Annotated in this window: 21 protein-coding genes; 20 read left to right on the top strand and 1 reads right to left on the bottom strand. The window is 41.4% G+C overall.

Annotated elements, in window-relative coordinates; genetic code table 11:
* Positions 1 to 4 precede the first annotated feature (4 nt).
* The 6 genes from hemY to ACNJYY_RS04230 all read left to right on the top strand — a co-directional run bounded on the left by hemY (position 5) and on the right by ACNJYY_RS04230 (position 8611).
* Positions 5 to 1411: a protoporphyrinogen oxidase gene (gene hemY, locus ACNJYY_RS04205; RefSeq protein WP_416730676.1), complete on the top strand. Its 1407-nt coding sequence runs from the start codon at positions 5 to 7 to the stop codon at positions 1409 to 1411.
* 151 nt (positions 1412 to 1562) lie between these two features.
* Positions 1563 to 2840: an ATP-binding protein gene (locus ACNJYY_RS04210; protein WP_416730677.1), complete on the top strand. Its 1278-nt coding sequence runs from the start codon at positions 1563 to 1565 to the stop codon at positions 2838 to 2840.
* The gene (locus ACNJYY_RS04215) at positions 2837 to 3409 is read left to right on the top strand and encodes a TetR/AcrR family transcriptional regulator (protein ID WP_416730678.1); all 573 of its coding nucleotides are present in this window, start codon (positions 2837 to 2839) and stop codon (positions 3407 to 3409) included. Before ACNJYY_RS04210 ends, ACNJYY_RS04215 begins: the two co-directional genes overlap by 4 nt.
* Positions 3410 to 3563: 154 nt before the next feature.
* The gene (locus ACNJYY_RS04220; protein WP_416730679.1) at positions 3564 to 5702 is read left to right on the top strand and encodes a YhgE/Pip family protein; all 2139 of its coding nucleotides are present in this window, start codon (positions 3564 to 3566) and stop codon (positions 5700 to 5702) included.
* 208 nt (positions 5703 to 5910) lie between these two features.
* A complete protein-coding gene (locus ACNJYY_RS04225; RefSeq protein ID WP_144702839.1) occupies positions 5911 to 7065 on the top strand; it encodes an ABC transporter ATP-binding protein in 1155 nt (384 codons plus the stop codon).
* A complete protein-coding gene (locus ACNJYY_RS04230) occupies positions 7049 to 8611 on the top strand; it encodes a glycine betaine ABC transporter substrate-binding protein (RefSeq protein WP_416730680.1) in 1563 nt (520 codons plus the stop codon). The genes ACNJYY_RS04225 and ACNJYY_RS04230 overlap by 17 nt, the downstream gene beginning before the upstream one ends.
* Before the next feature lie 261 nt (positions 8612 to 8872).
* On the opposite strand, the gene ACNJYY_RS04235 is transcribed toward ACNJYY_RS04230, so the two are convergent.
* Positions 8873 to 9595: an amino acid ABC transporter ATP-binding protein gene (locus tag ACNJYY_RS04235; RefSeq protein ID WP_416730681.1), complete on the bottom strand. Its 723-nt coding sequence runs from the start codon at positions 9593 to 9595 to the stop codon at positions 8873 to 8875.
* Between the two features lie 211 nt (positions 9596 to 9806).
* Between ACNJYY_RS04235 and ACNJYY_RS04240 the strand changes: the two genes are divergently transcribed.
* From ACNJYY_RS04240 to paaC, 14 genes are all read left to right on the top strand, one after another.
* A complete protein-coding gene (locus ACNJYY_RS04240; RefSeq protein WP_416730682.1) occupies positions 9807 to 10793 on the top strand; it encodes a LacI family DNA-binding transcriptional regulator in 987 nt (328 codons plus the stop codon).
* A 54-nt stretch (positions 10794 to 10847) separates the two neighbouring features.
* Entirely contained in the window at positions 10848 to 12155 is a 1308-nt protein-coding gene (locus ACNJYY_RS04245; RefSeq protein WP_416730683.1) for an ABC transporter substrate-binding protein, read from the top strand.
* A gap of 166 nt (positions 12156 to 12321) precedes the next feature.
* Entirely contained in the window at positions 12322 to 13650 is a 1329-nt protein-coding gene (locus tag ACNJYY_RS04250; protein ID WP_416731800.1) for an ABC transporter permease subunit, read from the top strand.
* Positions 13651 to 13680: 30 nt separating this feature from the next.
* Positions 13681 to 14508, top strand: a complete 828-nt coding sequence (locus tag ACNJYY_RS04255; protein WP_066391426.1) for a carbohydrate ABC transporter permease — start codon at positions 13681 to 13683, stop codon at positions 14506 to 14508.
* 185 nt (positions 14509 to 14693) lie between these two features.
* Positions 14694 to 15356 (top strand): type 1 glutamine amidotransferase domain-containing protein, encoded by a 663-nt coding sequence (locus tag ACNJYY_RS04260; RefSeq protein ID WP_416730684.1) that lies wholly within the window; start codon positions 14694 to 14696, stop codon positions 15354 to 15356.
* A gap of 93 nt (positions 15357 to 15449) precedes the next feature.
* Positions 15450 to 16430 (top strand): zinc-binding dehydrogenase, encoded by a 981-nt coding sequence (locus tag ACNJYY_RS04265; protein ID WP_416730685.1) that lies wholly within the window; start codon positions 15450 to 15452, stop codon positions 16428 to 16430.
* Positions 16431 to 16442: 12 nt separating this feature from the next.
* Positions 16443 to 16733, top strand: a complete 291-nt coding sequence (locus ACNJYY_RS04270; protein WP_416730686.1) for a putative quinol monooxygenase — start codon at positions 16443 to 16445, stop codon at positions 16731 to 16733.
* A gap of 66 nt (positions 16734 to 16799) precedes the next feature.
* A complete protein-coding gene (locus ACNJYY_RS04275) occupies positions 16800 to 17678 on the top strand; it encodes a LysR family transcriptional regulator (protein ID WP_416730687.1) in 879 nt (292 codons plus the stop codon).
* A gap of 56 nt (positions 17679 to 17734) precedes the next feature.
* The gene (locus ACNJYY_RS04280) at positions 17735 to 18469 is read left to right on the top strand and encodes an MBL fold metallo-hydrolase (protein WP_416730688.1); all 735 of its coding nucleotides are present in this window, start codon (positions 17735 to 17737) and stop codon (positions 18467 to 18469) included.
* Positions 18470 to 18496: 27 nt separating this feature from the next.
* A complete protein-coding gene (locus ACNJYY_RS04285) occupies positions 18497 to 19486 on the top strand; it encodes a lipoate--protein ligase (protein WP_137790510.1) in 990 nt (329 codons plus the stop codon).
* 629 nt (positions 19487 to 20115) lie between these two features.
* A complete protein-coding gene (locus ACNJYY_RS04290) occupies positions 20116 to 21444 on the top strand; it encodes a phenylacetate--CoA ligase family protein (protein ID WP_416730689.1) in 1329 nt (442 codons plus the stop codon).
* A 71-nt stretch (positions 21445 to 21515) separates the two neighbouring features.
* Positions 21516 to 22481: a 1,2-phenylacetyl-CoA epoxidase subunit PaaA gene (gene paaA / locus ACNJYY_RS04295; RefSeq protein WP_416730690.1), complete on the top strand. Its 966-nt coding sequence runs from the start codon at positions 21516 to 21518 to the stop codon at positions 22479 to 22481.
* Between the two features lie 23 nt (positions 22482 to 22504).
* On the top strand, positions 22505 to 22852 hold the full coding sequence (gene paaB, locus ACNJYY_RS04300; RefSeq protein WP_066391438.1) for a 1,2-phenylacetyl-CoA epoxidase subunit PaaB: 348 nt from the start codon (positions 22505 to 22507) through the stop codon (positions 22850 to 22852).
* On the top strand, positions 22849 to 23655 hold the full coding sequence (gene paaC / locus ACNJYY_RS04305; protein ID WP_416730691.1) for a 1,2-phenylacetyl-CoA epoxidase subunit PaaC: 807 nt from the start codon (positions 22849 to 22851) through the stop codon (positions 23653 to 23655). The genes paaB and paaC overlap by 4 nt, the downstream gene beginning before the upstream one ends.
* Positions 23656 to 23665 lie beyond the last annotated feature (10 nt).

A 23665-nucleotide genomic window follows, 5' to 3' on the forward strand; every position in this document is an offset into this window, starting at 1 on the left:
AGAAATGAGCGAGCGAAAGCACGTTATTATATTGGGCGGCGGCATAACAGGTTTAGCCGCTGCCTTTTATGTTCAGAAATATGGTAAGGAAACGGGCAAGCCGGTAACCTTCACAGTGATCGAAGCAAGCAACCGTCTTGGCGGTAAGATTGATACGATTAAAGAAGATGGTTTTGTCTTAGAGCGTGGCCCTGATTCTTATCTTGCTAGAAAAACAATAATGACAGAACTTGTTAAAGATGTTGGTCTAGATGACGATTTAGTTTCTAATGAAATGGGTCAAGCTTACATTTTGCATAATATGAGGCTCCACCCTATTCCTGAAGGAGCTGTGATGGGAATCCCGACAAAAGTGATGCCGTTTGCGACAACCCCTCTTTTCTCTGTAACAGGAAAGGCAAGAGCAGGGTTGGACCTTGTTCTTCCTAAACGAAAAGATGCGCAACAGGATATTTCTGTCGGTCACTTTTTTAGAAGACGTCTTGGTGATGAAGTAGTTGATCGGCTGATCGAACCTTTGTTATCTGGCATATATGCCGGAAGGATCGATCGGCTGAGCCTGCAATCTACGTTTCCGCAGTTTGTAGAAACGGAAAAGAAATATCGAAGTTTAATCTTAGGCATGAAAAAGACGCAGCCTAAACAAGAGAAGACACCGATCACGAAGAAGAAAAAAGGTGCTTTTTTAACACTAAAAGGCGGACTGTCCTCTTTCATTGAAGCTCTTTCGAAAGCAGTGCCAGAAGAGAGTATAAAGACAGGGGTTTCCGTTAAAGGTGTCGAGCGGTCTGAAGACGGAACATATTCTGTCGTTATGGAAGATGGTTCGGTAATGAAAGGTGATCATGTAATTGTCACAACACCTTATCATGTCACGAAAAAACTTTTCGGTGAATCTCTGTTTCCTGCTGGTTTTCACGACACGAAGCCAACTTCAGTAGCAACTGTTGCGATGAGTTTTAATGAAGAAGACGTGAACTTTAGTCTTGATGGAACAGGTTTTGTCATTGCTAAAAGTGAAAAAACGTCCATCACCGCGTGTACATGGACGAGCAGAAAATGGCCGCATACGACTCCGAAAGGAAAAATGGTTCTTCGTTGTTATGTAGGACGAGCAGAAGATCAGAATATCGTTCAACAACCAGATGAAGTTATTTTGGAAAAAGTACTAGAGGATTTGAAGAAAATTATGGGTGTTGATTCTCGTCCGGAATTCTACCATGTTTCTCGTATGATTGATTCGATGCCGCAATATGAAGTTGGGCATAAAGAGTATGTTAAAAAACTCAGAACTGTGTTTCAACATGAGCTGCCTGGCATAAGATTAGCAGGAGCTCCATATGATGGTGTAGGATTGCCAGATTGTGTGAATTCAGCGAAAATGGCTGTGGATTCTTTGTTCCGTTCATAATGAATGAGACATGAAATCACTCAAACTTTTATAAAAAATAATAAATATGTTAAGAATTAAACGGCAAATGGATATGTTTGTCGTTTTTTATATTTTCTTGTAGAATGTTTCTGCTATACTGTAGGGAGAAAAAAGGAAGGGGGAAGCCGCTGTGCAAGCATTTATCGAGCCTTTATTTGTAAATATTGCAATCATATTTTCGTTTACTCATCTATTGAATATGTTCTTTCCCCTTCATCCCGGTGTCATTCCGAGTTATAAGAACCAAGTTGTCTTTGGTCTGATCAGTGGTGCAGGTGCACTAGTCTGTATGCTGTTTCCGATTGAAACGCTGAAGGATTCTTTTTTTGATCTTCGAAATGTTCCAATCATGATTGTCACATTGTATGTAGGCTGGCTGCCGGGAGCGATCTGTTCGATGATTGTTGCGATCGCAAGGTTAGCTGTAGGCGGAGAACTAGCGTGGCTGGGTATCGTTTTAATCTCACTAGCATATGTCGTATGTCTGATCTATCATGGATTCTTTGATGAAGATAAACGCAGATGGGTTTCTGCTATCTATATCGCTTTGGTCTATACACTTTTTTATATGTTGTTCATTCATACATATCTTGATTTTCTTACAATCGATTTTTATCTTGTCTATTTCTCCAGCTTTTTGATCGCGTTCTTTTCTTGTATCTTCTTAATCGAGAGACTTGTTAAGATCAACATGCAGTTAAAGGAAACCGTTTACTTAGATAAGCTGGCAGTTGCAGGACAGATGGCAGCAGCAATCGCGCATGAAGTGAGAAACCCGATGACGACCATTCGTGGAATGATTCAGTTTCTCGGCAGCACGACTACAGATGCAAAATTGAGGGAGCATTCCCCACTCTTAATTGAAGAACTAGATCGAACGAACAAAATCATCACAGACTATTTGTCTATGGTTAAGCCTGATGTTCCTAAGCTTGAGACCGTTTCACTAGAAAAAGTATTAAGAGATGTTATTGCTCTTACTGCCCCCTATGGAGCGATTAATAATGTGGAGGTTACCGCTAGTCCATTAGGATCTTACAATGTGTGCATTGATGAACCAAAACTTAAGCAAGGTTTAATAAATATTATCAAAAATGGAATAGAAGCGATTGAAGAGGGAGGTACGATCCATCTGTATCGCTATAAAGTTACAAAAAGAAGTATTACGATCGCGATTGAAGACAATGGTAAAGGTATGACAGAAGAGGAGCTAGAACAGATCGGGCTGCCTTTTTATACAACAAAAGCAAAAGGTACAGGTCTCGGTATGATGGTAACCTATAAGCTGATTCAAGATATGGACGGCAAACTTCGGTATGAGAGCGTACTTCATGAAGGTACCAGAGTCCTTTTAACCTTGCAGTTATGTACGAAACGAAATATTGTTAATGGTGAGGAGGTGGGATGATGGACCGCAGAAAAAGTATTCTAGACGCAGCAGAGCGCTCTTTTTCTATGTTTGGTTATAAGGCGAGTACAGTGGATCAAATCGCTAAGATCGCGAACGTTGGAAAAGGAACGATCTATACTTTTTTCGCAAACAAAGAAGAATTATTTTCGGAAATTATCACTAACTTAGTAACAGAGACAAAATTTGCGGCATCTTCTGCAATAAGAGAAGATCGGCCTTTTTACGAGAACTTGCATAATGCACTGTATGAAGTTGTAGAACTTCGTAAAACGCATAAGTTAGCCGTTAAACTTTCTCAAGAAGTGAAAGAACTAAACACTTCGCCTGTAACTGAGGCTTTGCAGAGAATCGAAAAAGCGGTATTAAGTTTTGTGCAAAAAGAGCTGGATAAAGCGGTAGAAAAAGGCGAGATTAAAGAATGTCATACAGATATTGTGGCATTTATGATGGTAAAGGTATATATCGCTCTTATTTTTGATTGGGAACGTGATCACGAAGCTCTTCAGAAAGAAAAGATGCTTGAAGTTTTGGAGATGTTTGTAATGGATGGTTTAAGAAAACCGTAGTATTGCAGAAGCAAGAAAAACGTGTTACATTAAGTTGTGACCAAATTTCTATTTCGGTCATTTTCAAAAAAGCGGACTGTAAGAGTCTCTTTTTTTACCGTAAAATGACCAAATGACTAAAACAGTCATTCAGTATTAGGAGGAGTGAACAACTGTGCTAAAAAGTATCGGAGCTCAATTTAAAGCAGTTTTTTCTAACAGAAAAATTGCAGTACCGGTCTTAGCAGTTCTATTTATACCTGTGTTATACAGCGGAATGTTTCTATGGGCGTTCTGGGATCCGTATGACAAGATGGAAGATCTGCCAGTGGCCGTAGTCAATCAAGATGAAGGTTATGAATATAACGGTGAGAACTTAACCGTTGGAGATGAGTTTGTAAAAAAACTCAAAGAAAATCCACAGTTTGAGTGGAAGTTTGTTAGTGAAGAAAAAGCAAAGCAAGGTCTGGAACATAACGATTATTATATGATGATCGAGATTCCTGAGAACTTTTCTGAAGAGGCAACTGCTCTATCAGGAAACTCGAACAAAAAGCCTGAGATCATTTATACTCCGAACGCCGGCTTCAACTTTCTAGCAGCACAAATTGGCGGAACAGCCGTCGATAAAATGAAAGAAAGTTTGTCTAATGAATTAACAAAAACATACGCTGAAGTGATGTTCGATCAAGTCGAACAATTGGCTGGCGGGTTGGAGAAAGCAGCAGATGGGTCTAATCAAGTTACAGATGGATTAAAAAAAGCAGCTTCTGGCAGTGGTGAGCTAGCTTCCGGAATGGAAGAAAAAACACCACAGATCAACGAACTAAAAGATGGTGCAGTCCTTTTTAATTCAAAAATGACCGAGTTCGATAATGGAATCGATAAGTTGCTTGCTGCTCATAAACAACTAGCAGACGGACAAGGTCAATTAAGTAACGGGGCACAAGCTCTAAAAGGTGGACTTAGCCAAGCGACAGCTGGTTCTGAAAAAATTAAGAACGGCAGCTTAGCTCTTCAAGGCGGGGCATCTAAATTATCGACAAGTGCAAGTACGCTTGCAGGGTCTGTAAATGTATGGAACGCTGGCGCACAAAAGGCAACAGCAGGTTCAAAACAACTAGAACAACAAATCAATGCATTGATTCAAAACCAAGGCAGCATGTCAGATGAGCAGATGGCAGCATCTTTAAAACAGCTTGCAGCAGCTAGTAATGGCATCAATAACGGATTGGATAGTTTAACTGCAGCAACAGGTAAGATCGCTGGCGGAGCGAACGAACTTTCTGCCGGAGCTAAAAAGCTTAGTGATTCACAAACAGCTTTAGCAAATGGAGCAGAGGAGCTTCATAACGGTCAGCTTAAACTAGTTGGCGGCGTCGATCAGCTCGCGAGTGGTCAGACAAAAGTAAACGAAGGTACGCAAACGTTCCAATCTAAATTAGGCGAAGCGGCTAACGGCAGTCAGCAACTGTTAGGTGCGAGTAACAAGTTAGCAGATGGAACTTCCACTGTTGCAACAGGCTGGCAAGAAGTTACGGGCCATGTAAAGGAAATTCATAATGGAGAACAAAAGCTGCTTGATGGTAGCGGAAAACTTTCTTCTTCATTAAGTGATGCAGCTGACAAAACAGGTGAACTTGATCCAGACAGTGACATGTTTGAACGCATTGCAAACCCTGTTTCTGTTAAAACAAAAAGCTTTTCTGATGTTCCGAACTACGGAACAGGTTTTGCTCCTTACTTCTTATCATTAGGTCTTTTCGTAGGAGCATTATTGATGTCGATCGTATTCCCATTACGTGATAAAGCTGGACACCCGCGTTCAGGATTCAGCTGGTTTGCTGGGAAGTTCACGTTCTTAGCGGTGGTTGGTGTAATTCAAGCACTTATTGCGGATGCGGTATTGATTTATGGTTTAGGCATCGAAGTGAGTAACTTAGGAGCGTTCCTCGGACTTAGTATCATCACGAGTCTCACATTCTTAGCTCTTGTACAATTACTTGTTACAGTGCTTGGAGATCCAGGACGATTTGTAGCGATTATTATCTTAATCTTACAGCTTACAACGAGTGCAGGAACATTCCCATTAGAGCTTATTCCGAACGGACTGCAAGGATTCAATGCTTGGCTTCCTATGACATATTCCGTTTCAGGCTTTAAAGCGGTAATCTCAAGCGGAGACATGGAAAGCTTCAGCTTTAATCTATGGATTCTAGTAGGTTTCATGGCGATCTGTATGATTGGTACATGGGCATACTTTGCAAGTCAGTTTAGGAAAAAGAATAGTCAAGATGAAGGTTCAATAGCATAACTAGAAAGCACCTGAGGGGACAACATCCTTTCAGGTGTTTTTTATCGTTTTGTAAAGAGGAAATCCGGTTTGTTTGCAGCAATAGCAACAATGTTAACAAAAAACTTTTAGAAAAGAAGTTTTCAAGCAAGCAAGCAAGGGAAACATAATTTATGGACATTCTAATGGATGCAGCTTATTTTATGTAAAAAAAAGGAGAGAACCGAACTTGATAACTTTCAAGAACGTAGGGAAAACATACCCTGACGGTTTTGAGGCCCTGAAAAATATTGACTTTCAAATTAAAGAAGGGGAGTTAGTAGCATTAATCGGGCCTAGTGGTTGTGGTAAAACAACGACCATGAGAATGATAAACCGTTTGATCGAGCCATCAAAAGGAACGATCCTCATTGATGGAGAAGATATTGCAAACCGAAACCCCGTTGAGCTGAGAAGGAATATTGGATATGTTATTCAACAAATCGGTCTATTGCCTCATATGACGATAGAAGACAACATTTCACTCGTACCACGTTTAAAAGGGTGGGAAAAAGAAAAGTATGATGGCAAAGTAGATGAATTACTAGATTTAGTTGGATTAGATCCTAAAACATTCAGAACGCGATATCCTTCTGAGCTAAGCGGTGGTCAACAGCAGCGTATTGGTGTAATTCGAGCCCTTGCTGCAGAACCTCCTATCATCTTAATGGACGAACCATTCTCTGCACTTGATCCGATCAGCCGTGAACAGCTGCAAGATGAACTCGTTAAATTGCAGGATACCATTAAGAAAACAATTGTATTCGTTACACATGATATGGATGAAGCCATTAAGATTGCTGATAAGATCGCGATCTTAAATAAGGGAGAAATCGTTCAGTTCGATACACCAGAACGAATTCTGCGTCATCCAGCGAATGACTTTGTTAAAGGGTTTATTGGTGAGAACCGTTTGTCTGCTGATGAATCGTCCATGCCAGAAGCAGTAGATCTTATGAGACCGAATCCAGTTACGGCAAAAGTAACGAGAGGACTTGCGGAATCATTAAAAATGATGAAGAGATATGGAGTAGACAGTCTCTTGATAACAGATCAGCAAAACAAGCTTCTTGGAATCACTACACTTGATAAAATCGAACAGCATTATCCTGAAGAAGATAAGACCATCGGTGATCTGATGGAAAAAGAGATCATTACGGTCGATGTGTCATCAACGTACACGGAGGTTGCAGAAATCTTCGCAACCCATGGTGTTCATATGATTCCTGTACTCGATAACGGAAAATTAGTTGGATTAATCACACGTGCATCCATGATGCGCGGTTTAGCTGGGTTAAATATTTCCGCACAAAAGCCTGTTGAAGGAGGTGCGGGCATTGAATAACTTTTTGATCACGATTAAAGATACGTTTGTTAACAGATGGCCTGAGATTCTCACAGGCCTTCAGCAGCACTTATTTTTATCTCTTGTATCGATCTTGATCGCTGCAGTGATTGCGGTTCCTCTAGGAATCTTTATCTCAAGAAGAAAAACGGTAGCTGAACCTGTGATTGGGGTTACAGCCATTTTTCAAACGATACCGAGTTTGGCCTTATTCGGATTCTTACTGCCTGTATTCGGAATCGGAAGTACAACAGCGATCATCGCACTTACTGTTTATGCACTCTTACCTATCCTCCGCAACACATACACAGGAATTACAGGTGTAGATAAATCGGCTGTTGAAGCAGGTAAAGGAATGGGTATGACGAATACGCAAATCTTACGAATGATCGAACTGCCGTTAGCTCTGCCGATCATCATGGCTGGTCTGCGTACAGCAACCGTATTAACCATTGGGGTGGCAACACTTGCGGCGTTTATTGGAGCAGGTGGATTAGGTGATCTTATCTATCGTGGATTATCGACTACTCGTAATGAACTCGTCTTAGCAGGTGCGATTCCCGCTGCATTGCTTGCCATCGTATTTGACTTTATTCTGAGACGAATTGAGTTAGCTACTGAACCTAAAGCATCGAAGAAACATGCTTCGTGGAAACTGCCAGTCCTTATTGGGGTACCGATCGCTGCGCTTGTTCTTTTCTTTGCACTGCGCGGTGGCGGTGAAGAGGATGCGATCGTAATCACAGGTAAGAAGTGGACTGAACAATACATTCTTCCTTATGTAATTTCTGAATATGTGAAAGACAAAACAGATTATCCTGTAATTGTTAAAGAAGCGATTGGCGAGACGCCTATTCTTACGGAAGCGATCAAGAAAGGCGATATCGATCTTTATGTTGAATACACAGGAACAGGCTATCTAACCATTTTAAAAGAAAAATATGATCCGAGTATGAAGCCTGAAGAAATTTATGATGCAGTAAAAGAAGGCTATGCAAAAGACTATAATCTGAAGTGGACAAAGCCACTCGGTTTTGAAAATACATTTGCGCTAGCGTTAAATCCTGATACGGCGAAACAAGTTAATGCGAAGTCGATTTCAGAACTAGCACCAAAGTCGAACCAGCTTACTTTCGGTGGTCCGACAGAGTTCTTTGAACGTGAGGACGGCTATACGCCATTTGTAGATACGTACAAACTTAACTTTAAGGATAAAAAGAGTCTAGATTCGAACTTGATGTACTCTGCTGTAAAAGAAGGTAAGGTGGACGCGATTTCAGCTTTTACAACAGATGGAAGAATCGTTCGTTTTAATTTAAAGACGCTGGAAGATGATAAGAAATTCTTCCCACCTTATTATGCAGTACCAGTTGTTAGAGAAGATACGTTGAAGAAGTATCCGAAGCTTGAAGGTGTTCTCAATGAGCTTGAAGGGAAGATCTCTGAAGAAGATATGTCAGAAATGAACGCGAAAGTGGACCTAGATAAAGAAGATCCGCGTGAAGTAGCGCAAGAATTTCTGAAAAACAAAGGACTGATTAAATAAAGTAAGAAACTGGACTCTTTATAGGGTCCAGTTTTTTTGTTTGTGGGTGATTTGAGAGGGGGGCAGCAGGGTCAATTAAGTCGTAAAGCTAATGAATTAAGTCGAAAGTGGATCACATTAAGTTGAAACAGAGGTGAATTAAGTCAAAAGCCAGAACAATTAAGTCTTAAATCAAAAATAAAGGCCATTCGACATTTACGCACCACTTCAAGAGCAAAATAAAAAAGCCGGTCCCCAAAAATCAGGAACCGACTACCATCACTATAAAACTTTACTCAAAAATGACTTCGTACGCTCGTGCTGTGTATTTCCGAACAACTCAGATGGAACATTCTCTTCAACGATGTAGCCGCCATCCATGAAGATCACGCGGTCACCAACTTCTCGCGCAAACCCCATCTCGTGCGTTACGACGATCATTGTCATCCCTTCACGCGCAAGATCTTTCATAACTTCTAAAACCTCCCCGACCATCTCTGGATCGAGTGCTGAGGTAGGTTCGTCAAAGAGCATGATCTTAGGGTCCATCGCGAGTGCACGTGCGATCGCTACACGCTGCTTCTGACCACCGCTAAGCTGAGAAGGATAGGCATTTGATTTATCTTGCAGTCCTACTTTTGCGAGTAATTTTAATGCTTTGTCACGAGCTTCCTCTTTATTGGTGCTTTTCACTTTAAGAGGAGCAAGTGTTACGTTTTCTAAGACGGTTTTATGTGGGAAAAGGTTAAACTGCTGAAAAACCATTCCTACATCTTCCCGGATTTTATTGATATTCGTTTTCGGATCTGTAATATCCGTCCCGTTCACGATGACTTGGCCACCAGTTATATCTTCAAGTTTATTGATGCAGCGAAGAAATGTACTTTTTCCTGAGCCAGAAGGGCCGATCACACAAACTACTTCTTGTGCTTTTATTTCTGCATTAATATCCTTCAATACCTCAAGATCACCAAAGGACTTTTTTAGATTTTTTACTTTAATCATGGTCCGGCTCCTTTCACGTAAAAAACAGAATCGTGTATGTATTTTATCATAAGTTCGTTTGAATCGTTGTATTTCCTGCTTCCGATGAAATCTTTAATTGCAAAACTTTCTGAAAAAAAGGATTGACCTGTGAATATTTCGTGAACTATACTCTGATTATGAAAACGATTTCATGAATTCGATTCCACAATTGTTTTAAGAGGAGAATCTGATGGCAACCATTCAAGATGTGGCGAAGAAAGCAGGATTATCCCGCACTACTGTCTCTAGGGTGATCAATGAACATCCATATGTGACAGAAGAGAAAAAACGTCTCGTAACACAGGCGATGCAAGAACTGAATTATGTGCCCAATTCATCAGCAAGACGATTGAGGCGGCAGCAGACAGAAACGATCGCTGTCTATGTGCCTCGGATTACGAATCCATTTTTCAGTCATCTAGTTGAAGTGATGGAGAAGGAAGCCGCGAAAAAAGGCTATCAGCTGATTTTGTGCCAGACCCGTTATAAGAAAGAACAAGAGCGGAATTTTTTAGAGCTTTTAAAAACAAAGCAAGTAGATGGCCTGATCTTAACATCCATAGAAAACGATTGGAGTGAGTTTGAACCATACTTATCGTTCGGCCCGATCGTTGTTTGCAACGAATACTCAGACTCTGCTCAAGTACCTTCTGTCTACTTAAACCAGATAGAAGGAAGCTATCTAGGAACGAAGCACTTGATCGACCAAGGCTATACAAAGATCGGGTATTGCACTGGCAACCACAAAAGCTCCAGAGTTTCTAAAGACAGAAAGATCGGATTCTTACAAGCGCTGGATGAAGCGGGAATCATGATGAAGGAAGAATGGTTCTTTTACAACGCTTATAGTGTGCAAGACGGCTTTGCTGCATTTAAAAAATTGAGTGAGCTGGGTGATAAGCCGCAAGCGGTTTTTACCGGCAGTGATGAAGTGGCAGCAGGTATTGCAAAAGCGGCGTTTGATGCTGGCTGGAAAGTACCAGAGGATCTTGCTATCATCGGCTTTGACAATCAGCCTCTGGCAGCATTAATGGATCTGACGACGGTCGAACAGCCGATCGACACTATTGCTAAGCAGGCCATGAATTTGATGGTAGAAGCGATTCAGGCAAAGAAACCTTTAAGTCGAAAAGAAGTAATCCTGCCATTTCAGTTGATCAAACGATCCTCAACGTAACTTTTTGTGGTGAAATGTAATCGTTTACAAAACAGGAGATTAGGGGGAAATACAATGAAGAAGCTTAAGAAAATCTCAAAAGTGATTTCTACTTCACTAGCGTTGTCACTTGTACTTGCAGCTTGTTCGGACAAAGAGGAAGGAAGCAGCAACAGTAACAAATCCGGCGGTGATAAAGACGAAAAAGTAACGATCGTCTATGCACGTGGGAAGGATGATACACAAGGAACAACAGCAATGGTGGAAGCTTTTGAAAAGAAATACCCTAACATTGATGTGGAATTTAAAGAGATGCCTGCTGATACGGGCAAGCAGCATGACGCATATGTAACAGCGTTCAACGCTAACTCAGATGAGATCGACGTTATTGATCTTGACGTAATCTGGCCGGCAGAATTTGCACAAGCAGGATTCTTGATGCCTCTAGACCGCTTTATGGAAAAAGACGGGATCAACCCAGATGATTATAACCAAGGTGCGATCACAGCATCTAAATTTAAAGGAAAGCAGTGGGCTCTTCCTAAGTTTATCGATGCGGGAATGCTTTTCTACCGTACGGACCTAGTTGACGAGGGTTCTGTCCCTAAGACGTGGGACGAGCTTTTAGCTAAGGCAAAGGAAACGAAAGGCCAAGGTGGAACACAGTTTGGTTACTTGATGCAAGCGAAGCAATACGAAGGTCTTGTATGTAACGCGGTTGAATTTATCGCATCATACGGTGGTCAGATCATCGACGAAAATGGTGATGTGAAAGTTGACTCTCCAGAAGCGATCAAAGGAATCGCTAAACTTGTAGAAGTTGCAAACTCTGATGTTGTTCCGCAAAACGTAACAACGTTTGCTGAGCCAGAGTCACATACAGCATTCATCAATGGACAAGCAGGTCTGATCCGTAACTGGCCATATCAATTCGCATTAGCAAATGACGAGAAGCAATCTAAGATCGCAGGTAAAGTTGGAGTAGCTCCACTTCCAGCAGGTGATGCAGGTTCTGCAGCAGCACTTGGCGGCTGGATGGCTGGTATCAACAAAAACACGAAGCATCCTGAAGAAGCATGGAAATTCTTAAGCTTTATGGCTGGTAAAGAAGGACAAAAGATCGATGCGATCAAAGGTGGACACGCGCCAACAATTCTTTCTCTTTATGAAGACCAAGAAATTTTAGATGCAAACCCATACTTTAAAGAAGAAGGCTTTGTAAACGCACTTGAAGCAGCAGTATCTCGTCCAGTAGCACCGAACTACCCTGAGATCTCTGACATCATTCAAGTACAAGTTTCTCAAGCTGTAGGGAAAAAGATCACACCAGAACAAGCAGCTAAAAACATGCAAAAAGAAATCTCTGCAAAACTAGTAAAGTAAGAAACGTAAATGGATAAGGGGTATGCCTTTCTCTTAGAGAGGCTCCCCTTACTTTTATAATTGGTATCGATTCCACACACAAAGAGTGAAATGGATGGACGTAACAGCGCCCGTCCGTCGATTGCATTCGAATAGTAAGGAGCTGACATGTTTGAAACCTGATCTAATGCCTAACAACCAAAAGCCGATAGCAGCAAAAACGAAACAAAAGGCGAAGAAAAAGCGTTCTGACCGTTCTTTAGGTTACATGCTGATCGCCCCGTCGATGATCTTGATCTTAATCATTGCCATTTGGCCCGTATTTCAATCTTTCTATTACAGCATGTTTGATCTAAGACTGAACAATCCAGCAAAATCGGAAGCGTATGTGTCGTATAAAGTGAATCTGCAAACCTATCTAGATAACTATCCATTCTTAATCAGTTCACTAGAAGATGAATTAGATGAAGCAACAGGAAAAACAAAATCAGAGCTTGAAGCGATCAAAGCAAATCTTGAAAAAGTGGATTCAGAATTAAAAGCTGATGGAGAATTGAGTAGCAAGTATGACGAAATAGATGAGAAGCTAACCGTGATGGAGCCAATCAGTGAAGAGCTCGCTGTTTCTGATTTGGACAAAGAGGTAGCGCTTGACCTGGAGAAAGCTGTAACAGATTCTTCGGAACAACTTAGAGAGTTAAAGAGTGAACTGAAAAACCCGGAAGACGTGATCGGACTTTCAGCATCATTAAAGGATTCAGTCATTACACCTAATTTTATTGGATTGAAGCATTATAAAGAAAATCTAACAGATAGCCGTATGTGGAAAGCGATTCAGAATACAACTGTCTTTACGGTAATTTCTGTTTTTGCAGAGCTCGTTATCGGACTCGCGATCGCACTGCTTATTAATAAAGCTTTCTTTGGTAGAGGACTCGTTAGAGCAACCATCCTCATTCCATGGGCGATTCCAACCGCTGTTTCAGCATTCATGTGGAAGTATCTATATGATGGCCAAAATGGAATCGTAGCCAAAGCCTTTGCTGAGATCGGATTGTTTGACCAGATGACGGATATGCTGACAACGAGCACTGGCGCTATGTTTGCGGTCATTTTCGCAGATGTATGGAAAACAACGCCTTATATGGCACTCTTGTTATTAGCGGGGCTTCAAACGATTCCGAGTTCATTGTATGAAGCAGCAGCGATTGACGGAGCAAGCAAGTGGAAGCAGTTCTTAAAGATCACACTGCCTTTATTAAAGTCTAGCATCCTCGTTGCCTTGTTGTTCCGTACACTAGATGCGTTCCGTGTTTTCGACTTAATCTATGTACTCACAGGTGGAGGTCCAGCAAACTCAACGGAAACGATATCGATCCTCGCTTACAAAGTCATGTTTGCACAGACTAATTTCGGTGAAGGTTCGGCGCTGTCGGTTATCGTCTTTGTCTGTGTAGCGATCATCTCAATGATTTATATCAAGTTCCTTGGACGAGATCTTTTAAATGATAGATAAAAACGGAACAGATAAAGGAGTGAATAGGAAATGAACAAAAAAGCTGGCCCAATGTTTTACGTATTCTTAACATTGTTTGTCTTCCTTGTCATGTTTCCGTTTTTATGGGTACTGGCAAGTTCAATCAAACCGGTTGCGGAACTGTTTGGCGACCGTGCTTTCATACCGTTTACAAACAACATGACAGGTGAGAACTATGAATCTGTATTTGTTAACTATCCATTTTTAAAATATTTATGGAACAGCTTAGTTGTGTCGACGATAACTACAGTCTACGCAGTTCTAGTAGCGAGTTTTGCGGCATATGCGATCGCACGATTAAACTTTAAAGGAAAAACTGTCATCCTTGGATTAGTGTTATCGGTATCCATGTTTCCACAGATCGCAACGATCTCACCAATTTATATCGTATTGAAAAACCTTGGTTTAACGAACAGCTATCTAGGATTGATCATTCCATATACAACCTTTACGTTGCCATTATCCATCTGGCTGCTTGTCACGTTCTTCCGAAAGATCCCGTTTGATCTTGAAGAAGCAGCAAAAATGGACGGGGCATCACCGATGCAGACGTATTGGCGTGTAATCTTGCCGCTTGCGATACCAGGAATCTTCACAACAGCGATTCTTGTATTCATATCGGCGTGGAACGAGTTTCTGTTCGCGTTAACGATCAATACAGATGATGAGTTCAAAACCGTTCCGGTCGGGATTGCAATGTTTGAAGGACAGTTCACGATTCCTTGGGGAGAGGTTACAGCCGCGACTGTTATCGTAACGGTGCCGCTTGTAATCATGGTTCTTCTTTTCCAACGCCGAATCGTATCAGGACTAACTTCAGGTGCGGTAAAAGAGTAGTTTGGTATGTAAACCCTCGCTAAAAAGCGGGGGTTTTTCTCATGTCATCTTTTCAAGACGTTCATTTTTTTAATAAATATATTTATAGATAGGGTTATATTTTCTAATTTGTATTATGGTTTATGGAAGTCTACAATAGGTATTGTTAGAGAAACAACTTACTTTTTGTTAGGAGGAATTAGACGATGTCTAAACATATATTAATGGTCGTAACTACGGCTGATAACATGAACAACGAACACTCAACAGGATTATGGCTTTCTGAATTTGGTGAAGCTTATGTGGAATTCGCGAATGCGGGACATAAGATTACTGTTGCAAGTCCTAAGGGTGGAAAAGCACCTGTAGATGACCGCAGCTTAGAAGGTGAAGTGCCTCAAGAGATTCTAGACACAGCTAAATATCTTGAGAACACATTAAAACTAGAAGATATTAATGATCTTGATGGTTTTGATGCGATCTTCTTGCCAGGAGGTCATGGAACTATGTTTGACCTTCCAGAAAACACAAAACTGCAAGAGATCATTCGCGACCTATATGAGCAAAATAAAGTAGTAGCAGCGGTATGTCATGGTCCTGCAGGGTTAGTAGGTGTGAAACTTTCTGACGGTACACCGTTAGTAGCCGGGAAAAAAGTGACTGCTTTCACAGATGCGGAAGAAGTGGCGACTACTCTTGATCAATATATGCCGTTCTTGTTAGAAACACGCATGCGTGAACTAGGCGCACATTTTGTTGCTGCTGAAAATTGGTCAGATCATGTACAAAGAGATGGACAACTCATTACCGGTCAAAATCCACAATCTACTGTTTCAGTGGCTAAAGAAGTTTTGAAGCAGTTAGCATAATAATTGATAAACCTGCAGACCTTTATAATAAAAGGTTTGCAGGCTTTATTTTTTGTGAACATTGAGAAGGAATATGGGAGAGGAGAAAATAAGATGAAAGCATTACTTTTAAGAGATCGTAATCAATGGAAAGAAATGAAGGTAGATGAAATAGAAACACCAACTGCAGGAATTGGAGAAGTTGTAGTGAAAATTCATGCTGCTGGACTAAATCCTGTAGATTATAAAACAGCGACTGGCGGCAACACGAACTGGACGTATCCTCACATTTTAGGACTTGATGCGGCAGGTACCATTCATGAAGTTGGAGAAGGTGTAGCGGACTGGAACGTAGGTGATCGTGTTGTATATCATGGAGATTTTAACAAAAAAGGGGCATATGCTGAATTTGGCGTAACAACCGCACATACAATCTCACGTATTCCAGATTCTCTTTCTTTCGAAGAAGCAGCGGCTCTCCCAACAGCAGGCTATACGGCTTATCAGGCTCTGTTTAGAAAGTTACCTATGTCCTCAATTGATACGATCTTAATCCATGCAGGTGCAGGTGGTGTGGGTGGATTTGCGGTTCAGCTTGCAAAACATGCAGGAAAAACGGTGATCTCCACAGCATCCAAACACAACCATGAGTACGTTCGTTCTTTAGGAGCAGATTTTGTGATCGACTATAAGGAAGACGACGTTAAAGAAAAAGTGATGACTTTTACAAACGGTAGAGGTGTTGATGCAGTTCTAGATACAGTCTCCAGAGACAATGCAACTGAATCACTCGACTTGATCGCATACAACGGGCACATCGCACATATTGCTGGCGCTCCGGATTATACAAAGGTGAAACCATTTACACGTGTAATCTCTTTTCATGAAATAGCATTAAACGCTATTCATCATAATCAGGACGAAGTGGCAGAACGTGATTTAGCAAAAATGGGAGACGAGTTGCTGGCGCTTGTAGCAGATAAGAAAGTTTCTTCTTTATTAGAACAAGTGATCATACTAGAAGAAGTACCTGAAACTCTTGAAAAGCTTTCAGAGAGACATGTTAAAGGCAAGATTGTTTGTAAGATTGTTTAAGGAGATGATTTTTTGACAATTACCATTAACGCAATACTCAAAGCAAAACCAGGTAAAGAGGAAAGTTTGCGCGAAGAATTGATTAAGGTTGTACAAGCATCAAGGCAAGAAGAAGGTTGTATCAGCTATACACTGCACGAATCTACTGAGAATCCTGAGACTTTTGTATTTTATGAAAACTGGCGTGATGAAGATGCGCTCAGCAGGCATATTGAATCCGATCATTATAAGGATTATCGAACCAATATAGAAACGCTTGTTCATAAAAGAGAAGTATACCGCTTGAACATCATTGATCTATAGAACAAAATTCTGCATCGTGTCTCATCCAGATCGGTGCAGTTTTTTATGAGAAGGGAGGTAATTTTTATGATTGATTTTGAATGGTATAGAAGTTTTATCAGCATTTACAAACATCGTTCGGTTTCTGCGGCTGCAAAAGCTAGAATCCTCACACAGCCTGCTATGAGCCAGCATTTAGCAGCATTAGAAGCAGAAATAGGAGAGCCTCTATTTATTCGCGCTCCCCGTAAGATGGTACCTACTGACAAAGGAAAAGAGCTGTATACAAAAATCGTTCCACTGATTGAGAACTTGGAAAATACGACACTTCAAATGCTTCATAGTTCTTCTGGCAATGGGCGTGCACCCGTAATCCGAATCGGTTCGCCTGCAGAATATTTTACGATACGAACTCTTCCTAAAATCCGAGATTTAGATATTCGTTTTTTATCTCAGTTTGGAGTGGCAGGTACTTTATTAGATAAGTTAGAGAGGGATGAAGTGGATCTCATTCTGACGACTCAAAAAACGCAGCAGCAAGGAATTGAATATCAAAAACTTGAAGATGAAGTGTTTGTTGCTGTGGTACCACCAACCTATGAAACGGGTGCAGGGAATGATGCTGTTGAAATTGAACGATGGCTTAACAACCAGAAATGGCTGAGCTATGGATTAGAACTTCCAATCATAAGACGATATTGGCGTGATCATTTTAAAAAGCGCCCAGACTTTCAACCTTGCCACGCGATACCTGATTTAAGATCTATTCTAGAGGGCATCGAAAATGGGTTGGGAATGAGCATACTTCCCACTTATCTTTTTGAAAAATCACTTCAAGAAAAACGTGTGAAGGTATTGTTTCCTGAACTAACCACAGAAAACACAATCTATGCCGCATATAAAGTAGAACATAAAAACAACCCCGTTTTAGTAAAAGTACTAGAGGCTCTTAAACGAAAAAACTAGTGTAAAGAGTGAGGCGTTGTGTAAACTAGTAAATAAAAAGGCGGAGGGCTAAGGTTATGAAACTAACGGTCATCGGATATTGGGGTGGCTATCCAGGAGCGGGAGAAGCAACATCTGGATATCTTCTTCAGAGTGGGGGATTCAATCTGCTCATTGATTGTGGAAGCGGCGTGCTCTCACAACTGCAAAAGTTTATAAAGCCAGAAAAATTAGATGCGGTCGTATTATCGCATTATCACGCAGATCATGTGGCTGATGTAGGTGTTCTTCAATACAGTCGTCTCATTCAGTCGTTTTTACAAAAAGGAATACAGCCACTTCCTATCTATGGCCATGATAAGGACCAAGGTGGTTTTCGTACGCTCACGCACGGAACTACCACAAAAGGAATTCCCTATCATCCAGATGAAGTGTTGAAGGTCGGCCCTTTTACGATTACGTTTCAGCTAACTAAGCATGCTGCGGTTTGCTATGCGATGCGCATTACAGACGGAAAGCATACGATCGTATATACGGCAGATACGGCGCTCATTCCTGAACTCGTTCCGTTCAGCAGATATGCGGACTTATTAATTGCTGAATGCAACTTTTACAAAGGTATGGATGGAAGCGGCCCAGGCCACATGACATCAGAGGATTGCGGCAAGCTAGCACATGAGTCTGAAGCTCGTGAACTGCTTCTTTCTCACCTTCCTCATTTTGGTCAGTTATCACAGCTTGTCACAGAGGCAAAAGAGGTGTATAACAATAAAGTGGAGCTTGCCTCTTCCGGCTGGACGTGGGGAGCTTAAAGATAGGGACTGAAAGAGGAGAGAAATATGCTTTTTATTGATAATGAAAATATTACAGACCCAAGAGTGAATCTAGCTATAGAAGAGTTCGCTTTAAAACATTTAGACATCAATGAAACGTATTTGCTTTTTTATATAAATGAACCATCGATCATCATCGGTAAGAACCAGAATACCGTTGAAGAGATCAACGCCGACTATGTTCGTGATGAAGGCATTCATGTGGTTCGTCGTTTATCAGGTGGCGGTGCCGTATATCATGACCTCGGAAACTTAAACTTCAGCTTTATTACAAAAGATGACGGGAATTCGTTTCATGATTTCAAAAAGTTTACCGATCCTGTTGTAAAAGCACTGAAAAAACTTGGTGTGAACGCTGAATTAAGCGGACGAAACGACATTTTGGCAGACGGAAAGAAGATTTCCGGCAACGCTCAGTTTTCTACGAAAGGCCGTATGTTTAGCCACGGAACTTTGCTTTTTGATTCTGAGATCGAGAATGTAGTCTCTGCTCTAAATGTACGTATGGACAAGATCGAGTCAAAAGGAATCAAATCCATTCGCAGCCGAGTAACCAATATCCGTGAGCACTTGGATGAAGATATGACGATGGAAGAGTTTAAACAGACCCTTCTTGCGTATTTATTCGAAGAGTTGGATTCTGTGCCAAAATACGAATTGACGGAAAAGGACTGGGAAGAAATCCGCAAAATCTCAAGAGAGCGTTATGCCAACTGGGATTGGAACTACGGAAAATCACCGAAGTTCAATGTGGAACTTTCGAACCGATTTGCAGCAGGTTCTGTTGATATCCGTCTGCACATCGTTAAAGGAATCATTCAAGAAAGTAAGATCTTTGGAGATTTCTTCGGTGTAGGTGACGTATCAGATATCGAAAACAAGCTGAACGGAGTACGTTATGACCGCGAGGCGATCGAGGAAGTGCTAAAAGACCTTGATCTGAGCCATTATTTCGGAAATGTAACACGTCAGGAGTTCCTTGATCTATTATATTAGGAAGAAAACCGCCTTTTCATGGGCGGTTTTTTGTTGTTTATATCGTTTATAAGTCTTCATTTTCATTTATAAGTCTTCAAAAAAATTTATAAGTCTTCAAATTTTTTTATAAGTCCTCAAAGACAATTTATACGTCTTCATCATTTTATCCGCAGATGCGTGTCTAAACGGCTGTTTCAGCACTCAAAATCAGTCCAGCTTCAAAGACCAGCCCCTCGAGGTCACATTCTTTCCTGAATAGGATACAAAAAACGTATCCTATTCAGGAAATGATGTGTTGTTACCACAGGCACAAGTGCAACATTCGTTTGTAAACTACACAAACGGTGTTTTCTATGTCGGGGCTTAACGGTCATTTCAGCCTTGTATTTTATCCGGCTTCAACAGCCAGCCACTCGAGGTCACTTTCCTCTTTCCTTGTGACACAAAGTGCGTGTCTTCAGAAAAGTGTAAAGTGCTATGCGTGTCTAAACGGCTGTTTCAGCACTCAAAACCATTTGACAGAAAATTATTATAAATGATAAGCTGAAACTAAATACATCACACAATAATTAGATAACGGTACAAAAACGTCATATTTTTTTAATCTCAATTGTAATCGCTTACATATTATAAAGGGAGATGAAAGAATGATCCTCCATCCACAAGTGGAATGTATGAGTCGTGATGAAAAAGAAGAGCTTCAGCTTCATCGGTTAAAGCAGACGGTACACAACGTATATGAGAATGTCTCTTTTTACAAAAATGCATTTGACGAAAAAGGAATTCATCCCTCTTCAATTGATACATTAGAAGATCTTCAAAAACTTCCTTTTACCGTAAAAAAAGATCTTCGCGATCATTATCCTTTTGGACTTTTCGCAGTTCCGAACGATCACCTTGTCCGACTGCATGCCTCTTCTGGAACGAGTGGTAAACCGACAGTGGTTGGCTATACAGAAGGTGACATTGACAGGTGGAGCAACATGGTAGCGCGTTCTATCGCCATTGCAGGTGGAGAACCCGGTCATGTCCTTCATAATGCATATGGCTATGGCCTTTTTACAGGCGGACTCGGACTTCATAACGGCTCTGAGCGGCTGGGGATGATTACGGTTCCTGTGTCTGGTGGTAATACAGAACGTCAGATTTTATTAATAGAAGACTTTAAACCTCAGGTGATATGCGGAACACCTTCTTATATCTTAACGATTGCTGAAAAGATGGAGGAGCTAGGAAAAGATCCGAAAGCGACTTCAATAGAATACGGAATCTTTGGAGCAGAGCCGTGGTCTGAAGAGATGCGTGCGACGCTTGAAGAGAAGCTTGGCATCAAAGCGATGGATATCTATGGATTGAGTGAAGTGATGGGACCAGGGGTTGCGATGGAATGCCACGAGGCACAGGATGGCCTTCATATTATGGATGATCATTTTTTAACTGAGATCATTAATCCTGAAACCCTCGAACCAATGCCTGATGGTCAGTATGGAGAGCTTGTGTTTACGAGTTTAACGAAGGAAGCTTTTCCGATCATCCGATATCGTACAGGAGATATTGCTTCTATTAATCGAGTACCTTGCAGCTGTGGAAGGACTTCCATAAGAATGAGCCGTGTTAAAGGCAGGATCGATGACATGATTATCGTCCGTGGAGTTAACGTGTTTCCGTCTGAAATTGAGAATTGTCTTCTTTCAATCGAGGATATTGTTCCTCACTATCAAGTTCACATTTTAACAGAAGGTTTAAAAGAACATATCGAACTTCATGTAGAGATGACAGAACAACTTTATGCTGTAACAAACGGTGACGAGAATCATGAGGCGACGCACCTGTTAAAGAAGACGATCACAAAAAAAATTAAAGACACATGCCTTGTATCCATGAATATTAAAGTGTATCCACCAAAAGGAATTCCACGTTCTGAAGGTAAGGCGATCCGTGTGGTAAGACAGATACAGAGAAAAATGGGCGTATAATTACTTTTCAATCGTATGACGTTAATTTATAATTACGGTAAATAAACGTAATATAACAGGAGGGAAACAACATGACAGTTGGTATGAGTTTTAATCAGCTTAGTGAAGAAGAGAAGATGACTCATTTTCTTGATCGGATCAACGCCGGTGAAAAGATTGAACCGGATGACTGGATGCCGGAAGATTATCGCCTGCAGCTGATTCGTTTGATTTCTATGCATGGCATTTCGGAAATTATGGGAGCGCTTCCAGAGAAAGAGTGGGTACCGAAAGCTCCTTCTCTTCACCGCAAACTTGCGATCATGGCTAAAGTTCAGGATGAGATGGGACATGGACAGCTCTTGCTTCGTGTGGCAGAAGATTTGATGGCCCCTCTTGGCAAGAACCGCCACGACATCATGGAAGATCTTTTTTCAGGTAAATTAAAGTTTCATAATGTGTTTCATATGGATGCTCCAACATGGGGTGATGCAGGAATCATCGCTTGGCTAGTGGACGGAGCGGCTATCATCTCTCAGAGCATGATGCTTGATTCTTCTTATGGTCCATACGCCAGGGCGTTAAAGCGCATCTGTGCGGAAGAAGTTTTCCACGCACAGCATGGTGAGAGCATCATTTTAGCGATGGCAGAAGGAACTCCTGAACAGCGTGAAATGCTGCAAGAATCATTACACCGCTGGTGGGAATCACTGATCATGTTCTTCGGACCAAAGTCAGCAAAAGAAACCGGAAATTCAAATGCTGACAAGAACATCATGTATAAGATTCGTACAAAAACAAACGAGGACCTTAGACAAGAGTTCTTCACAAAATACATTCCGCGTATTTGGTCGCTTGGGCTAACGATTCCAGATGATACGATCCGTTTTGATGAAGACAGCCAGATGTGGATCTATAAGGACGCTGACTGGAGCAAGTTCAAACAGATCGTTTCAGGTAACGGACCACAGTCACAGAATCGTTTAGATCTGCGACGCCGCTCATATAAAAATAACGAGTGGGTACGCGCGGCACTGGCCGCTAAAAAGGCGATCTAACAGCGGAAAGGAGAGAAACAAAGGTGAACGAATCAACAAATGAGTTTTATAACGTATATGAAGTATTCAGCAAAAAAACAGACAAATCTCCGTTTCAGCATAGCTTCAGCCTTTTAGCACCAAACGCGGATATGGCGCTCATCATGGCAAAAGAGAATTTTTTTAGAAGAGAAACGGTCGCTGACATCTGGGTTGTGAAAAGAGAGAACATCAGGGGTCTTAACCAAGACGAAAGAGAGATGCTAAAACGTCTCGATAAACAGTATAGAGAAACAAAAGGATACGGCTATCTGAAGAAAAAGTGGCGCGACTATAATCAGGAGCAGTTTACCGAACAGCACATCCTTGGCGGAAGGGGGGACAATTCATGACACAGGAAACGTTAAAACCACAAGAAAAGAAAGCATTGATCGAGCTTCTCTATCAGCTTGCAGACGATGATTTTCTTCTTGCGTTCCGCGGATCGGAGTGGCTTGGTCTAGCACCTCATATTGAAGAGGATGTTGCATTCTCATCCATCTCACAAGACATGATGGGGCACGCAAACTTGTATTATAACTTGCTAGAGAACCTTGGAGAAGGCGAAGCTGACAGAATCGCTCACCTCCGATCACCTGATCAGTTTCGAAATGCCATCATTTTAGAAGAAGTGAACGGACCTGGAACATACTTAAAAGAACCAGATTACGACTGGGCATTCACTGTCGTACGCAACTACTTTTACGCTGTATACAAACATATACGTCTAGATTCACTGCGCCACTCTTCCTATGAACCTTTGGCAGAAGCAGCCCGTAAAATCATGACAGAGCAGTATTACCATCTGATGCATTGGGAGATTTGGTTCAAGCAGCTAATGACGAGTACAGATGAAGCAATTGAGCGAATGACAGCAGCCATCCAAAAGGTTTGGAAAGACTTTGGCGGAGTTCTTACGCTTGGACCGTATTATGAAGATATCGTAAAGGCGAACTTCATCGATGATGAGAACGTTATGAAGAAGAGATGGAACAACAAGATTGAGGCTGTCTTAAAAGAAGTAGGTGCTTCTTATTCCGGTGAACCTCGCATGGAAAGAGGCAACGGCCGTAACGGCGTGCACACCGAAGACCTGAAACAAGCAACTGCAACACTATCTGAAGTTTATGCAACAAATCCTGCAACTGGCTGGTAAGACGATTTAG

The sequence above is a fragment of the Fictibacillus tiangongensis genome, assembly GCF_048083785.1.
Lineage (GTDB): Bacteria > Bacillota > Bacilli > Bacillales > Fictibacillaceae > Fictibacillus.

What these genes read in the sequence shown, in the direction of transcription:
- ACNJYY_RS04255 (WP_066391426.1), top strand. Translation starts at nt 13,681, where the DNA reads ATGAACAAAAAAGCTGGCCCAATGTTTTACGTATTCTTAACATTGTTT.
- paaC (WP_416730691.1), top strand. Translation starts at nt 22,849, where the DNA reads ATGACACAGGAAACGTTAAAACCACAAGAAAAGAAAGCATTGATCGAG.
- paaA (WP_416730690.1), top strand. Translation starts at nt 21,516, where the DNA reads ATGACAGTTGGTATGAGTTTTAATCAGCTTAGTGAAGAAGAGAAGATG.
- ACNJYY_RS04215 (WP_416730678.1), top strand. Translation starts at nt 2,837, where the DNA reads ATGATGGACCGCAGAAAAAGTATTCTAGACGCAGCAGAGCGCTCTTTT.
- ACNJYY_RS04250 (WP_416731800.1), top strand. Translation starts at nt 12,322, where the DNA reads ATGCCTAACAACCAAAAGCCGATAGCAGCAAAAACGAAACAAAAGGCG.
- ACNJYY_RS04285 (WP_137790510.1), top strand. Translation starts at nt 18,497, where the DNA reads ATGCTTTTTATTGATAATGAAAATATTACAGACCCAAGAGTGAATCTA.
- ACNJYY_RS04275 (WP_416730687.1), top strand. Translation starts at nt 16,800, where the DNA reads ATGATTGATTTTGAATGGTATAGAAGTTTTATCAGCATTTACAAACAT.
- ACNJYY_RS04245 (WP_416730683.1), top strand. Translation starts at nt 10,848, where the DNA reads ATGAAGAAGCTTAAGAAAATCTCAAAAGTGATTTCTACTTCACTAGCG.
- ACNJYY_RS04265 (WP_416730685.1), top strand. Translation starts at nt 15,450, where the DNA reads ATGAAAGCATTACTTTTAAGAGATCGTAATCAATGGAAAGAAATGAAG.
- ACNJYY_RS04240 (WP_416730682.1), top strand. Translation starts at nt 9,807, where the DNA reads ATGGCAACCATTCAAGATGTGGCGAAGAAAGCAGGATTATCCCGCACT.
- ACNJYY_RS04235 (WP_416730681.1), bottom strand. Translation starts at nt 9,595, where the DNA reads ATGATTAAAGTAAAAAATCTAAAAAAGTCCTTTGGTGATCTTGAGGTA.
- ACNJYY_RS04280 (WP_416730688.1), top strand. Translation starts at nt 17,735, where the DNA reads ATGAAACTAACGGTCATCGGATATTGGGGTGGCTATCCAGGAGCGGGA.
- hemY (WP_416730676.1), top strand. Translation starts at nt 5, where the DNA reads ATGAGCGAGCGAAAGCACGTTATTATATTGGGCGGCGGCATAACAGGT.
- ACNJYY_RS04290 (WP_416730689.1), top strand. Translation starts at nt 20,116, where the DNA reads ATGATCCTCCATCCACAAGTGGAATGTATGAGTCGTGATGAAAAAGAA.
- ACNJYY_RS04260 (WP_416730684.1), top strand. Translation starts at nt 14,694, where the DNA reads ATGTCTAAACATATATTAATGGTCGTAACTACGGCTGATAACATGAAC.